This is a genomic window from Limosilactobacillus vaginalis, assembly GCF_025311515.1.
GTDB lineage: Bacteria > Bacillota > Bacilli > Lactobacillales > Lactobacillaceae > Limosilactobacillus > Limosilactobacillus vaginalis.
Genome location: NZ_CP104399.1, coordinates 1,337,938 through 1,352,496 on the forward strand (window position 1 = coordinate 1,337,938; position 14,559 = coordinate 1,352,496).

A 14,559-nucleotide genomic window follows, 5' to 3' on the forward strand; every position below is an offset into this window, starting at 1 on the left:
TAGGTTTCCGTTTTATTCCTTAGAAAGGAGGTGATCCAGCCGCAGGTTCTCCTACGGCTACCTTGTTACGACTTCACCCCAGTCATCTGCCCTGCCTTAGGCGGTTCCCTCCAAATGGTTAGGCCACCGACTTTGGGCATTGCAAACTTCCATGGTGTGACGGGCGGTGTGTACAAGGCCCGGGAACGTATTCACCGCGGCATGCTGATCCGCGATTACTAGCGATTCCGACTTCGTGTAGGCGAGTTGCAGCCTACAGTCCGAACTGAGAACGGCTTTAAGAGATTAGCTTACTCTCGCGAGTTCGCAACTCGTTGTACCGTCCATTGTAGCACGTGTGTAGCCCAGGTCATAAGGGGCATGATGATCTGACGTCGTCCCCACCTTCCTCCGGTTTGTCACCGGCAGTCTCACTAGAGTGCCCAACTGAATGCTGGCAACTAGTAACAAGGGTTGCGCTCGTTGCGGGACTTAACCCAACATCTCACGACACGAGCTGACGACGACCATGCACCACCTGTCATTGCGTCCCCGAAGGGAACGCCTAATCTCTTAGGTTAGCGCAAGATGTCAAGACCTGGTAAGGTTCTTCGCGTAGCTTCGAATTAAACCACATGCTCCACCGCTTGTGCGGGCCCCCGTCAATTCCTTTGAGTTTCAACCTTGCGGTCGTACTCCCCAGGCGGAGTGCTTAATGCGTTAGCTCCGGCACTGAAGGGCGGAAACCCTCCAACACCTAGCACTCATCGTTTACGGCATGGACTACCAGGGTATCTAATCCTGTTCGCTACCCATGCTTTCGAGCCTCAGCGTCAGTTGCAGACCAGACAGCCGCCTTCGCCACTGGTGTTCTTCCATATATCTACGCATTCCACCGCTACACATGGAGTTCCACTGTCCTCTTCTGCACTCAAGTCGCCCGGTTTCCGATGCCCTTCTTCGGTTAAGCCGAAGGCTTTCACATCAGACCTAAGCAACCGCCTGCGCTCGCTTTACGCCCAATAAATCCGGATAACGCTTGCCACCTACGTATTACCGCGGCTGCTGGCACGTAGTTAGCCGTGACTTTCTGGTTGGATACCGTCACTGCGTGAACAGTTACTCTCACGCACGTTCTTCTCCAACAACAGAGCTTTACGAGCCGAAACCCTTCTTCACTCACGCGGTGTTGCTCCATCAGGCTTGCGCCCATTGTGGAAGATTCCCTACTGCTGCCTCCCGTAGGAGTATGGACCGTGTCTCAGTTCCATTGTGGCCGATCAGTCTCTCAACTCGGCTATGCATCATTGCCTTGGTAAGCCGTTACCTTACCAACTAGCTAATGCACCGCGGGCCCATCCTGAAGTGATAGCCGAAACCATCTTTGAAACGAAAACCATGTGGTTTTCGTTGTTATGCGGTATTAGCACCTGTTTCCAGATGTTATCCCCCACTTCAGGGCAGGTTACCCACGTGTTACTCACCCGTCCGCCGCTCACTGGTAATCCAACGTCAATTCAGTGCAAGCACGTCATATCAGTTGGGCCAGTGCGCTCGACTTGCATGTATTAGGCACACCGCCGGCGTTCATCCTGAGCCAGGATCAAACTCTCATATAAAATATAAGAACTTGAATAGCTCTAATTCAAATTAATTAAGCGAATTGACTTCGCAAATGTTTTGCTTCAAATCGTAATGATTGAAGACCCTACACATTTGATTCGTCGAAACTTTGTTCAGTTTTCAAAGGTCTACCTTGTTCAACTGCAAAGCTGAACAACATTTAATATTTTATCGCATACCCATTTCAATGTCAACAACTAATTTTAATTGATTAACTCATCAAAGATTAAATCATTGACCTCAACAAGCAGCTTAAATAATATATCATGACAACAAATTAATGTCAACATATTATTTCAAATGAATTTACAATAAAATGTAACTTTCATTCATATTACCTCACAGGCAACGATAACTAATATACCTTGTTCGCTAGTCCACGTCAATAGGAAATTCTAATTTAAAATGTATGCTTAAAATCATACAGGCAATTAAAGACTTCAATTGCAGCTAAATCAATATCATCAAAACGAAAACGTTCTCGCGGACGATAGCGTTCAAAAACGAATTCACCACTTGAGCGAATATACGTTATCTCACAAAGAGGAATTCCAAACTGTTCAAATATTCTTTTCTGTCTATTATTAGAGTGATCAAGTGTCATTGCTTGAAGTCGTTTAATAATTTTTTCTAAATTTGAAGAGTACACCCTTCATCCCCCACATTCGTTTTAAATAATAAGGGCGAGAAAACTTTTTCTCACCCTCACTCTACTTGAACATATAAAATTCAATCATACCTTGATTTTTCTTGAAAGCTTCCAAATCAATTCTAATCATTCATTTTATTTCGACAATCTATCAAACTCATTTACGATGTTGAACCCGGTTTGGCTTAACGATTAAAGCAATTATTCCAGCAAACATCCCAAAATAATACGTTAATAACCGCCAAAGAAGCATTGCTAAAATCAATTTAGTATTCGAATTGACAAAACTAGCAAATAAAACGGAAAAACTATATTCTGCCCCTCCTGCACCTCCAGGAATTGGAAATAGTGAAATCACCATAAAGATTAACACGTGCAGGCTAACTACCATTATGAAGTTAATATGATGAACGCCTAAAGCAAGAAGAATGAAATACGGAATAATGTAGTAGAAAAAGAGCTGAGCAATTGTGACGATGCATACTCTTGCTAACTTACCATATTCCTTTTTCATTTTTAGACTTTCCTGGTAGAAAGAATCAATTTTCTCGTTCAAAAGAATCTTCATTCTTTCGTATCGTTTGGCTTTCATAAATAATGCAAGCGGCTTAATAAGCAGGTTCGTTGCTTTTTTAGTAAAGTGGTACCAATACATCACCATCAACAAGCCAACGATGACAGCAAGGTGGATTGTAAAGCCAAAGACAACTAATAATGCTAATGCGTGAAGTTTTTCTTCAATATAATGAAAACCAATTAATAGCGAAATAAGAAAGTTTACTACAATCATCGCTTGAAAGACAACAAACTTCATTAAAAGAACGGAACTAGCAATTCCGCCATCCACACCAGATTGGAGCATCGCCACCAGTTGTGCAGGCTGTCCCCCAGTTGAAAATGGAGTAATCCCATTAAATAGCTGTTCAATTAGAGGTAACCGAAATGAGTCTTTCCAGGTAAAATCTGGATAGCGATCTTTCATAAATATCTTTACCACAACTCCTTCCAATCCGAGGTAAAGACAAATACAAATAACCGCAACAAGCATCCATCCCCAATTGATCGTATTAAATTCCTGAATCAAAACATGAAGATTAATGTCACGTAAGGCGTATACAAAAATCCCCACCCCAATCAGGAGCATCATAACCAGGACGCCCCAATTACGCCGGCTCATTAATTAGCCTCCTTTGCTTGTTGACGGTAAAAGCGATCCCAAACTTTTGCTAAGTGATCTTTCGAGTAACGCTTTGAAGTTTCAACTGCTCGTTCCCGTAAGTAATTCAATCTTTCCGGATTATGGGTGAGTTCTACAAGCTTAGTTTGCATTTCACTGACATCCTTCGCCGGTTCGTAATCCCCATCAATGATTGAATGATACAAATCAAGATCACGAAGCATTACGGGCGTACCACAACTGAATGCTTCAAGAACTGACATTGGAAATAGTTCGTTGAATGATGGAAGTAAGAATAAGTCAGCAGCATTATTTAATTCTGCAATTTCTTTTCGACTAACAATTCCCGTAAACAGCAAATTTGTCGGTGGATTATCAACAACTTTTTTTAACTCACTGTAACCATCAGTTAAGCGGCCAAACGAAAAGCCACCTGCCCACACAAACTGGATATTGGAATTCTGTTGGGCCAGTTTAATAAAATCGGGAACTCCTTTTCGTTCCTGGATCTGACCGCTTCCGAGAACCACAAACTTGTCTGCTGGCAGATGATACTTTTTCCGATATTCTTGCCGAGTTTGTTTATCAACCGGGAAAAAGTTATCCGAGTCAACAAAATTAGGAATATAAGTCACGTGGTCACGAGGAATCCCGTACGCAACTAGCTTATCAATAAAGGATGGATTAACGACAACTAAGTGATCCATCCGCTTATAAAAGGCGATTACGTACCGATAAAAGATTCCACGAAATGGTTGTGGAATTTGTAAGCTTCCCTCTAAAGTTTCGGGAAGGAAATGAACGTAGCCAATTTTCCGTCCCCGCTTTTTAGAAAATGTTGAGAAATAAAAGGGCAGATCAATCGTGTGGTAATGACTGATCTGGCTTTTTCGATATTTATTAATCGCAATGTCAAACTGATCGGCAAAGCGAGTTTTTAAGAGATGGATTAATTCCAAGTAAGCACTGCCGACCCCTTGTCCGGCAACCTTGTCGGCAGACGAAAACATGGTAATTTTTAACATTACTTAACTCCTCGATCGATGAAAAAGATTCCGAAATGTACCCTTTGATTGACTAGATTGCTTCTCAGCCATTGTCTCTTGGCAATCTTGATAAAATTTAAGAATCCGCTGAGCAAATACTTCTGCAGAAATCTCGTGTAATTTTGCATCACGCTTATTCTGTTCCTCAGGCGTCCGCGGATTATTAAGGTAACGAAGGACACCATTAACAAGATCAATCCGCTTTTGGAAGCTAACCCCAATAGCTGGGTCATCAATTAACTCATCAGTATACTCACTCCGCATTACCACAATCGGCAAATCGGATGCCAATGCTTCATCATATGTCAATCCCTGGGACTCAGAATCAGACGCAGAAACAAAAACATTTGCCATTTGATAGTAATGATGAACATCATCATTATCAACCTGCCCCGCAAACTGAATATGATCAGTCAAATGCAGGTGCCGAACCTGTCGTTCCAAAGTTTCTCTTGCGGGTCCATCCCCAACTATCAGTAACTGAGCATCAGGTTTTTTAGCTAAGATATCGGGCATTGCTTCAATTAAGGTATGGATATTCTTTTCAAATGCAAGCCGGCTTAACGATAAAAGCACTGGTGTATCTGGCTTATACCCCCACTTGGCACGGAGAGCGTTCTTCTCTTCAAGAGAATCCCGCTGACCATATACTCGCAAGTTAATCCCAGTTGGAATAATCCGAATTGGTGCGTCAACATTATAAGAACGCATTGTCTCTAACACCCGTTCACTCGGTGCCACTACTCCAGAAATATTATGGAGATAAATATGGGCTAATCGACCAACATCCTTTGGCTTTAGAATATGGCCATTAGCAATGTAATGAAGATAGTCCTGATACATTGTGTGATAAGTATGAAGACAAGGGATGTTCAGGTGATGAGCAACAACTTTGCCCATTACCCCCAACGAAAATTCGGTCTGATTATGAACAATATCCAATTGAAGCTTCTCTGCAATCTTGATTGCACGAAAAGCACCCCGAATGGCAATTCGTCTATCCGTAAATGACACAAAGGGGATGCTTGGAAAACGATAGATCCCATTTTCTTTGTCATCGTCCTTTGCTTTAGGATCCGTTGTGGTAAAAATATATACCTGGTGTCCCTGAGCAATTAGTTCATCACGGAGCGTCTTAATCGACGTCGCGACCCCGCTTACTTGGGGAAAATATGTATCTGTAAAAAGACCTATCTTCAAGCTAATTGCTCCTTTTTTCTTTAATCTCAATTTAAAATAATCGTAAGATCATTATACAAAAGCATCTAATGATCCGCAAAAAGGTATCCTGACAATTGTAGACTGTTCAATCAGCAACAACAAGTTTTTTTGTCAAATATTAAGATCACTTAAGGATTTATTCGATCACTTTAGGGACTGCTTGACGAACCAATCGTTCAACTTCGGCAGCAGTTGTCGCATTGAGAGCCTTGTGAACTAGCGGTTGTAATTGACGAGTATTAAGTTGATTAATTAATGAGCGAATATGCAAAATGCTGCTACTATTCATGGAGAATTCATCCAATCCCATCGCCATTAACAATGGGGTTGCTAATGGGTTGCTTGCCATTTCACCGCACATACTTACCCACTTACCTTCAGCATGAGCTGCGTCAATAACTTTCTTAACTAAACGAAGAACGGCCGGATGTAATTCTTGATAAAGGTAGGCCACGCGAGGATTCCCCCGATCAGCTGCAAATAAGTATTGAATTAAATCATTACTGCCGATACTAAAGAAATCCACCTCACGGGCAAAGGCATCTGCCATCACGGCACTTGAAGGAATCTCAAGCATCATCCCGACTTCAATGTTATCTGCTACTTGAACTCCCTCATTTAATAGTCGTTGCCGTTCTTCATCCAAAATTTTTCGTGCTTGCCAAAATTCTTCAACCGTCGCGATCATTGGAAACATGATTGCTAACCGTCCATATACAGATGCACGAAGGAGTGCCCGTAATTGTGGACGAAGAATCTCAGGCTTAGCAAGGCCAATTCGGATTGCACGAAAGCCAAGGAACGGGTTGTTTTCTTGAGGCAGCTTTAGCATCCCCAGATTCTTGTCACCACCAATATCAAGCGTGCGGACCACTACTCGTTGCCCTGGCATTTCGGTTAAGAATTGTTTATAAGCTTGTGTTTGCTCTTTTTCACTGGGAAGTCGATCACCACTCGCATACAAAAATTCACTCCGAACCAGGCCAATTCCTTCAGCCCCATTTTGCCGAGCATCAAGGACATCAATTGGCGTTCCGACATTAGCAACAACCTTAAAGTGGCGGCCATCGGTACTAACGGTTTGTTCATCCTTTAATGTCCCCCACTCTTGTTGTTCGCGATCAAATTGGGCGGCTAATCGCTGATAATGATCTACTTCCTCTTCTGACGGATCAACAATAACTTTGCCATGAATCCCATCAACGATCAGTAAATCGCCATTTTTTATTATTTTAGTAGCCTTCTCGGTCCCAACAACTGCTGGTAACGATAGAGTCTTACTCATAATTGTAAAATGAGAGGTTCTACCCCCGTCATCAGTAACAAGTCCGGCAACAAATCGCCGGTCAAACTGTGCGGTATCAGTTGGTGTAATATTTTGAGCTACAAAAATTGCCCGATGATCCAAAAGAGTTGGATCGGGAAGTTCAACCCCCATCAAATGACTAAGCACTCTTTTAGTAACGTCCTTAATTGCCGTTGCTCGCGACGAAAGATAGTCATTATCGTTCATTTTTTCGAGAATTTTTAATTGCTCATCTGCAGTTTTCTTAATTGCCCATTCTGCAGATAAATGGTCACGATTAACTTTTTTAAGAATTTCAGCATGGAGGGACCGGTCATCTAAAATTGCCAGCTGATCATCAACAACTGCCGCTGCCCTCTTCCCCAATGATTTATGGGCATGCTGGCGAATTGTCTGAACTTCATTCAGCGTTAAAGTAAAAGAATCATGAAGCCGTTTGACCTCATGATTCTCATTTGCTGAATATTGTTGGTTAACAGATAAATCTGGTCCCACTAATAGGTAGGCAGGAGCAATAGCAATCCCACTGCTCGCCGCCAAGCCATTCAAAAGTGTGGACATTAGTCTGTTAAGCCTTCCTTCTTCATTGTTTCAGCAACGGCATCCAAAGCTTCCTTTTCATCGTCACCCTTAGCAGTAATGGTAACTGAAGCATTTTGACCAACACCGAGTGACATAACACCCATGATGGACTTCAAATTAACACTCTTACCTTCGTATGAAAGGGTAACATCAGAATTATATTTAGAAGCTGCTTGAACCAGGATAGTTGCTGGGCGAGCGTGAATACCTGTTTCAGATGTAATTGTAAAATCACGTTTTTCCATAATTAAATCATTCTCCTTCGAGCATATTAGCAAATTGTCAGTGGCCAGGCCCTGATAATTTCATTGCTTTTATTTTAGCAATTGTAAACTTTAATTACAAGTTCTCTCAACGATTGATCATCGCTTTTTTAATCGATATGTAAGCGTTCCCCCACGATGGGCTTCCGCTTCAATTTGCGTCCGGTATTGATAACCATGAAAAACCGGCTGAAATGCCTGAAATTCCTCTGGAGTAATATCAAAATGACTAATCTTTCCCGAATGCAAATCCTCAAGTTCCTGTTGATAATCTCTTTCCGTCATTTAACCACCTCATTAAAGGATCTCTGACTTTTTCACCACCCTTATTTTAGCATTCATCTATCAAGAGTGCTAAAATTTAATAGAAAGTTTGACTAATTTTTTCTTAAACCAATTCATTTGGCTTGCAGTCAAACAAAAAGTAAGTATAATTAACATCAATGGTCAGGAAAGGTCAAAGATAATAATTTCCTTTTCGATGGTCGGATCTATTTTACTAAGGGGGTATTTTGCGGTGCTTTGTCAAAATTGTCATCAGAATCCTGCAACGATCCATTTACAAATGAACCTTAATGGCCAACGAGTTCAACTCGATTTATGTCAAAATTGCTATCAAAAATTACAAAACATGCAAACAAATATGATGAATGGAGGTAACGGAATGAATAATTTCGGTTTTGGAAGCCTCGAAGACTTCATGAATGCCATGAATAATATGCAAAGTCAACAAGCTGCTGGTAATGGGGCTGCTTTTAGCGGTCAAAACCAACGACAAGGCGGTAACGGTGGTCGCGGCAAGGGAATCCTTGGTCAGTACGGCATTAACTTAACCGACCTTGCTCGCCAAGGAAAGATTGATCCAGTTATCGGTCGTGATAACGAAATCAAGCGAGTTATTGAAATCCTTAATCGCCGGACTAAGAATAACCCAGTTTTAATCGGTGAAGCTGGTGTTGGTAAGACTGCTGTCGTTGAGGGCTTAGCTACTGCGATTGTTTCCGGTGAAGTACCAGAAAAGCTTGCTAATAAAGAAATCATTCGGCTTGATGTTGTTTCCCTTGTTCAAGGAACCGGGATTCGGGGACAGTTTGAAAAGCGGATGCAACAATTAATGGCCGAAGTGCGGAAGAACAAGAACATTATCCTCTTCATTGATGAAATCCACGAAATCATGGGTGCCGGAAATGCTGAAGGCGGCATGGATGCCGGAAACGTTTTGAAGCCTGCCCTTGCCCGTGGCGACTTCCAACTTCTTGGTGCAACTACCCTTAATGAATACCGAAAGATTGAAAAGGATGCTGCCCTTGCACGGCGTTTCCAACCAGTTGAAGTTAATGAACCTTCAGTTGATGAAACGATCCGGATCCTTAACGGGATTAAAGGCCGCTACCAAGATTACCACCACGTTAAGTACACGGATGATGCAATCGTGGCTGCCGCTAAACTTTCAGATCGCTACATTCAAGAACGGTTCCTGCCAGATAAGGCAATTGACCTAATGGATGAAGCGGGTTCACGGAAGAATTTAACGTTAAAGAATGTTGATCCAAACGCAATTGAAAACGAAATTCACACTGCTGAAGCACATAAGCAACAAGCAGCAGATAACCAAGATTATGAAAAAGCTGCCTTTTATAGGGATCAAGTAAGCAAGCTTGAAAAGGCAAAGAAGGAAGCAGAAGAAAATCATTCTGAGGAATCCGCAACGGTAACCGTTAAGGATATGCAGGATATTGTCGAAGAAAAGACTAATATTCCTGTCGGCGATCTGCAAAAACAAGAAGAAAACCAACTTCGGGATCTTGATAAGAAGCTTGACGAACATGTCATTGGCCAAACTGAAGCAGTTGATAAGATTGCGCGGGCAATTCGTCGGAACCGGATTGGCTTAAACAAGTCTGGTCGGCCAATTGGTAGTTTTCTCTTCGTTGGTCCTACTGGTGTTGGGAAGACCGAAACGGCTAAGCAACTTGCTCTTCAACTATTTGGTTCTAAGGATTCAATGATTCGTTTTGATATGTCAGAATACATGGATAAGACATCTACTTCAAAACTTATTGGTGCGGCTCCAGGTTATGTTGGCTATGAAGAAGCTGGTCAATTAACTGAACAAGTTCGTCGTCACCCTTACAGCTTAATCTTGCTTGACGAAGTGGAAAAGGCTCACCCTGACGTTATGCACATGTTCTTACAAATCCTCGATGATGGTCGATTAACCGATTCACAAGGTCGGACCGTTAGTTTCAAGGACACGATCATTATCATGACTTCTAATGCCGGAACTGGCGATGCTCAAGCTAGCGTTGGTTTTGGTGCTGAGTCAACTGGAAGTACTCACTCAATCATTGATAAATTGACCAACTACTTTAAGCCAGAATTTTTGAACCGGTTTGATGACATTGTTCAATTCAATGCCCTCAGCAAGGATAATTTGATGAAGATTGTTAACCTGATGATTAGCGATGTTAACAAGATGCTGACTGACCGTGACTTATCAATTACTGTTCCTGAAAATGTTGATGAGAAGTTAGTTGACTTGGGGTATGATCCAAAGATGGGTGCGCGTCCTCTTCGTCGGGTAATTCAAGAACAAATCGAAGATCGAATTGCTGACTATGTTCTTGATCACAATGATGCTCACGAGCTTGCTGCACAACTAGATAAAGATGGTAATATTACTGTTGTTGCCGCACCACAGGCAGATAAAGTTACTGATTAAAAGTTAAATTACGAATAATCTATTGGAGACTGGGAAAAAACATGTTTTTCCAGTCTTCTATTTTTTTACACTTTGTTAACCTGTTCATCACAGAGGTTTCACCTTATCAATGCTATAATGAAAAGTAAATATAGTTGACGGGGTGAAAAGGATGGAAGATAAGTTCAAAACAGGAAACCCAATCTGGGTCTACTACACAAATATTGATACTGGAGAAAACCTGGTTGTCCCCCAACTCTTACGGGGATTTATGGGAGAAGAATATTCCGTTAAAAAGAAGCAATTCGACGGTTACCAATTTGTCAAAAGTGAGGGGGAATTAACCGGAAAATTTGATGATCAGCCACATAGCATTCACGTTTATTATCGGAATAAAAACTGGGGTGAAGTGGAATCGATCGAAATGTATCTCCACCTCGATGCGGTTACTGCAGTTTACGATATGCCGAACGGGATGCAAGTTGGCACTCCTTTCCCGGACGATATTGTTCTGAAGGCCTTTCACCGCGTTGCAACTAAATCAGGAGAATTTTGGTACGAAATTGGCAGTGATCAATGGGTAAAATACGACAAAATGACAATTGTGGATAACCCATTCAAAACCGAAGATGAAGACTTTCAATCTAAGCTTGCTGACAATATGGCAGTAATTCCAATGAAGAAGACAAAAGCAGTGATTGACTATCTTCCAGGAAGATCAATTGACGCTTTTAATAAACCATATGGTGATAAAGTTGGCGAAATTAAGGATGGTCAAGAAATCACGATCACTGGTAAGATGAGTGATAATGATGAAATTATCTGGTACAAAGTCGGTAATGGAATGTTTATTACCGGCAACTATGTCAAATTGGAGGATCAAGATGGAGACTAATCAACAAACAATTGCAGTCGTTGGTGTCGGTAATATGGGGTCCGCAATTATTAAGGGACTCGTAAATACGAACCAGTTTAATATCATTGGCGAAAACCCAGATAATCCTCGGGTTACCAAACTTGGACAAGATCTCGACTTTACCGTCGTTAATAATAATCAAGATGTTGTTAATGCTAATCCTGACTTCGTTGTGCTTACTACCCCCGCACCGATCACAATAAAGATCGCTCAAGAATTAAGCCAGCTTCCCGCCTCAACAACTGTTATCTCAGCAGCTGCTGGTGTTTCATTGAAAGAATTACAATCAGTGATTACCAATGCTACAGTGGCAACAATGATTCCCAACACCCCGGTTGCCGTTAATGCAGGAACAATTGGGCTAGCTCTTCCTGAAGCGATTACCGATGAAAAGGCAAATAAGATTATCGCTTTCCTTAAATTATTAGGTGATGTGATCCCAGTTAGTGAAAATCAATTAGATATTGTTGGCGTCATTGGCGGGTGTGGACCAGCATTTGTGGATGTCTTCATGGATGCCATGAGTGATGGTGCCGTTGCGAACGGAATGAATCGACAAACAGCTTATCGTTTGATTTCAAGTATGGTTAAGGGAACCGGGAAACTTGCTTTTGATACTAACAAACTTCCCGCTGAACTTCGTGATCAAGTTACTTCACCAGCCGGTACAACAATTAAGGGTGTAATGGCCTTGGAAAAGAATCAGTTCCGCTATGCAGTAATTGATGCAATTAACAAGGCAGCCGGAAAATAAGAATGGTAAATTTTAAAAAACAATCCCGTTACTAATCGGTTAAATGACTAGTGACGGGATTGTTTGTGTTTTAAATTATTTTGGGTAATGGAAGGCGAAAAGGGTGCTTGCTGTGACCGCAATCTCTGTCTAGCTTTTTCTAGGCAACTTAGTCTAAACGTGCTTCGCTCGAGTTTCCTAGAGCTAGCAACCTCCTTCCTAGGCGCGAGTCGCCTTCGTCAGGAGAAATTGCTAGCTTTCCGGAAACTCTTTGGAGCGAAGGCACTCTCTTTCCTTAATCCCTTCTCAATTGCATTTTATCGTTGAAGAACTTGGAAAGGAAAATGACGATAACCATGGTGATTCCCCAAATGATCCACCAAGTGCTGGAAGAACTAAGAATCGTCCAAAGAGCACTATTAGGACCGATCCATTCATTATGTTGATAACCAATATTAAGGCTCATCATTGCCCGAATAAGTGCAACCAAGAAAATGATAAATAGGATCGGCAGGCCGATGCCGACAATCCACTTCCAGGTCCGGTTAAGCAAACCAAAGCCATTACCAATCATTTGAAAAATTAACGTACTAGAAAGAAGAACTAATAATTGCATCCCCATCGCCTGCCAACTTGCTAGCGGGTGGTCAAACAAGCTTAATAAGTTATTAACCACCCAAATTCCAATGGTAGCAAGGGCTAAAGCAATCAATCGTCCCCACCAAAGGGTCTTTCGTGAAATCCCGTTTTGAATTGTCCACTTAAAATCATCATAAGCAGTAATTAAGAAATAACCGAGTAAAATCATTGTGAATACTGGCGGTAATACTCCTGGAATTCCTTGCAAGCTAACGAGAAATGAATCAACACGACGATCAATTAGCAATTCAACAAAATATCCCAAAAATACTACGCCGACAGCCCAAGCAGCAGCAACGGCTAACGCCCAACCGAGGCGATGAAAAACATTGGTAATTACTAATCGTTGTTCATGACTAAGCATCTTCTTGTTGGCCTCCATTCGTTAAGTAGATAAATAAGTGCTGTAAATCATAGTGTCCAATCTGAACTTGATCAGGAAGAATCCGATCTTCTGGTAACTGATCAAAGACATGGGCTGTCCGAATATTCCCCAAGTCGGTTGTTGAAAGGACGTTCAACCCTTCCGTATACTGATCAACTAACTTTGCAGGACCAGAAATATCGTATGCCCGGTCCAGCAAATCCTGAACATCAGCATCCTCAAGAACCCGATGACGATCAATCAAGATCACATGCTCAACCAATTGTTGAATTTCATCAATTAAGTGAGTTGACAAAACGATCGTCCGTGGCCGCTTTTGGTATGACTTAATTAATTCTTGATAGAAAATTTCACGGTGGTTAGCATCTAATCCTAATACCGGCTCATCAAGAAAAATATAATCAGCATCAACGTTTAATGCCAAGCTAATCTTAGCAGCGGTTTTTTGACCAGTGGAAAGTTTGGCAAATTTTTGGTTACCATCAAGCTCAAACTGTTTAAGCATTTGTTCAGCATTTTGATAATCAAAATTACCGTATGCACCATCAGCAAGGTCAAACATTTGGTTAATTTTTACCTGCTTATAGTAAAGGTTATCTTCACCAATAAGGAAAATCTTATCCAAAGTTTGATCAGTATTGACCTCCTGATCACCTAACTTGATCGAACCAGATGTCGGAAAGATCCGGTTACTGATTAAGTTTAGGAGAGTCGATTTCCCCGCACCGTTTCGACCGAGCAAGCCATAAATTTTTGCCGGCTCTAAAGTGAATGAAACATCATCAAGAATTACTCGACGTCCAAATTTCTTTGATAAATGACTAATCTTTAATTGTTCCATCATGCTCACCCCGCTCAATTAATTCGACTAAATGTTGCTTATTAATTCCTAATTTATGTGCTTCCACAAGGAGAGTTTTGACATAATCCTTATAGAAACTTTCTTTACGCTCTTCCATAATCTTTTGTCGAGCCCCCGTTCGTACAAACATTCCGCGTCCACGGTGCTTTTCAATCAACCCCGCATCAACCAGGATATTCATCCCTTTCAAAACCGTTGCTGGATTAATATGTAATTGCTGGGAAAGCTGGGTAGTTGATGGTACCTGGCTCCCTTCATCAAAGCCACCGGTAAAAATCATTTCTTCCAGTTGACTTGCGATTTGTTGGTATAACGGTGTTGACTCGTTAAAGTGAAATTGCAAAAGATCATCTCCTTAACAGCCAATTAGTTATATGGTTAATTGCTTATGTAACTAACTATATAGGATCCTTAAAACTTTTGCAAGTTTAAATAAAAAATAGTTTAAATTATATTTTTAGCCGTTCTTTATATAAT

13 protein-coding genes and 1 rRNA gene are annotated in these 14,559 nt (G+C 41.5%); 3 read left to right on the plus strand and 11 right to left on the minus strand.

Annotated features, from left to right (window positions below; all coding sequences use genetic code 11):
* Nucleotides 1–23: 23 nt before the first annotated feature.
* From N4627_RS06760 to N4627_RS06795, 8 genes are all read right to left on the minus strand, one after another.
* Nucleotides 24–1,598 (minus strand): 16S ribosomal RNA (locus tag N4627_RS06760).
* A 404-nt stretch (nt 1,599–2,002) separates the two neighbouring features.
* Nucleotides 2,003–2,251 (minus strand): YkuJ family protein, encoded by a 249-nt coding sequence (locus N4627_RS06765; protein WP_260964371.1) that lies wholly within the window; start codon nt 2,249–2,251, stop codon nt 2,003–2,005.
* A 157-nt stretch (nt 2,252–2,408) separates the two neighbouring features.
* Nucleotides 2,409–3,428 carry a lysylphosphatidylglycerol synthase transmembrane domain-containing protein gene (locus N4627_RS06770; RefSeq protein WP_260964373.1) on the minus strand — a complete coding sequence of 340 codons (1,020 nt, stop codon included), beginning with the start codon at nt 3,426–3,428 and terminating at the stop codon, nt 2,409–2,411.
* On the minus strand, nt 3,428–4,453 hold the full coding sequence (locus tag N4627_RS06775) for a glycosyltransferase family 4 protein (RefSeq protein WP_191337232.1): 1,026 nt from the start codon (nt 4,451–4,453) through the stop codon (nt 3,428–3,430). Before N4627_RS06775 ends, N4627_RS06770 begins: the two co-directional genes overlap by 1 nt.
* 3 nt (nt 4,454–4,456) lie before the next feature.
* Entirely contained in the window at nt 4,457–5,674 is a 1,218-nt protein-coding gene (locus N4627_RS06780) for a glycosyltransferase family 4 protein (protein ID WP_040530885.1), read from the minus strand.
* Nucleotides 5,675–5,831: 157 nt separating this feature from the next.
* A complete protein-coding gene (gene ptsP, locus N4627_RS06785; RefSeq protein ID WP_191337231.1) occupies nt 5,832–7,562 on the minus strand; it encodes a phosphoenolpyruvate--protein phosphotransferase in 1,731 nt (576 codons plus the stop codon).
* A complete protein-coding gene (locus N4627_RS06790; RefSeq protein WP_003716808.1) occupies nt 7,562–7,828 on the minus strand; it encodes a phosphocarrier protein HPr in 267 nt (88 codons plus the stop codon). The genes ptsP and N4627_RS06790 overlap by 1 nt, the downstream gene beginning before the upstream one ends.
* Nucleotides 7,829–7,945: 117 nt before the next feature.
* The gene (locus tag N4627_RS06795; RefSeq protein WP_003716807.1) at nt 7,946–8,131 is read right to left on the minus strand and encodes a hypothetical protein; all 186 of its coding nucleotides are present in this window, start codon (nt 8,129–8,131) and stop codon (nt 7,946–7,948) included.
* 232 nt (nt 8,132–8,363) lie between these two features.
* Here N4627_RS06795 and N4627_RS06800 point away from each other — a divergent pair, with 232 nt between their 5' ends.
* The 3 genes from N4627_RS06800 to proC all read left to right on the plus strand — a co-directional run bounded on the left by N4627_RS06800 (nt 8,364) and on the right by proC (nt 12,217).
* Nucleotides 8,364–10,568, plus strand: coding sequence for an ATP-dependent Clp protease ATP-binding subunit (locus tag N4627_RS06800; RefSeq protein WP_098045331.1), 2,205 nt, complete (start codon nt 8,364–8,366; stop codon nt 10,566–10,568).
* A gap of 151 nt (nt 10,569–10,719) precedes the next feature.
* Entirely contained in the window at nt 10,720–11,442 is a 723-nt protein-coding gene (locus N4627_RS06805; protein ID WP_003716805.1) for a MucBP domain-containing protein, read from the plus strand.
* Nucleotides 11,432–12,217, plus strand: coding sequence for a pyrroline-5-carboxylate reductase (proC, locus tag N4627_RS06810; protein ID WP_260964382.1), 786 nt, complete (start codon nt 11,432–11,434; stop codon nt 12,215–12,217). The genes N4627_RS06805 and proC overlap by 11 nt, the downstream gene beginning before the upstream one ends.
* A gap of 274 nt (nt 12,218–12,491) precedes the next feature.
* Here proC and N4627_RS06815 read toward each other — a convergent pair whose 3' ends face one another.
* Genes N4627_RS06815 through N4627_RS06825 form a run of 3 tightly spaced genes read right to left on the minus strand, consistent with a single transcriptional unit; the run spans nt 12,492 to nt 14,425 of the window.
* Nucleotides 12,492–13,199 carry a hypothetical protein gene (locus N4627_RS06815; RefSeq protein WP_040530881.1) on the minus strand — a complete coding sequence of 236 codons (708 nt, stop codon included), beginning with the start codon at nt 13,197–13,199 and terminating at the stop codon, nt 12,492–12,494.
* Nucleotides 13,192–14,064, minus strand: a complete 873-nt coding sequence (locus tag N4627_RS06820; RefSeq protein ID WP_003716802.1) for an ABC transporter ATP-binding protein — start codon at nt 14,062–14,064, stop codon at nt 13,192–13,194. Before N4627_RS06820 ends, N4627_RS06815 begins: the two co-directional genes overlap by 8 nt.
* The gene (locus N4627_RS06825; protein ID WP_003716801.1) at nt 14,042–14,425 is read right to left on the minus strand and encodes a GntR family transcriptional regulator; all 384 of its coding nucleotides are present in this window, start codon (nt 14,423–14,425) and stop codon (nt 14,042–14,044) included. The genes N4627_RS06820 and N4627_RS06825 overlap by 23 nt, the downstream gene beginning before the upstream one ends.
* Nucleotides 14,426–14,559 lie beyond the last annotated feature (134 nt).

What these genes read in the sequence shown, in the direction of transcription:
- N4627_RS06820 (WP_003716802.1), bottom strand. Translation starts at nt 14,064, where the DNA reads ATGATGGAACAATTAAAGATTAGTCATTTATCAAAGAAATTTGGACGT.
- N4627_RS06815 (WP_040530881.1), bottom strand. Translation starts at nt 13,199, where the DNA reads ATGCTTAGTCATGAACAACGATTAGTAATTACCAATGTTTTTCATCGC.
- N4627_RS06795 (WP_003716807.1), bottom strand. Translation starts at nt 8,131, where the DNA reads ATGACGGAAAGAGATTATCAACAGGAACTTGAGGATTTGCATTCGGGA.
- proC (WP_260964382.1), top strand. Translation starts at nt 11,432, where the DNA reads ATGGAGACTAATCAACAAACAATTGCAGTCGTTGGTGTCGGTAATATG.
- N4627_RS06805 (WP_003716805.1), top strand. Translation starts at nt 10,720, where the DNA reads ATGGAAGATAAGTTCAAAACAGGAAACCCAATCTGGGTCTACTACACA.
- N4627_RS06770 (WP_260964373.1), bottom strand. Translation starts at nt 3,428, where the DNA reads ATGAGCCGGCGTAATTGGGGCGTCCTGGTTATGATGCTCCTGATTGGG.
- N4627_RS06790 (WP_003716808.1), bottom strand. Translation starts at nt 7,828, where the DNA reads ATGGAAAAACGTGATTTTACAATTACATCTGAAACAGGTATTCACGCT.
- N4627_RS06775 (WP_191337232.1), bottom strand. Translation starts at nt 4,453, where the DNA reads ATGTTAAAAATTACCATGTTTTCGTCTGCCGACAAGGTTGCCGGACAA.
- ptsP (WP_191337231.1), bottom strand. Translation starts at nt 7,562, where the DNA reads ATGTCCACACTTTTGAATGGCTTGGCGGCGAGCAGTGGGATTGCTATT.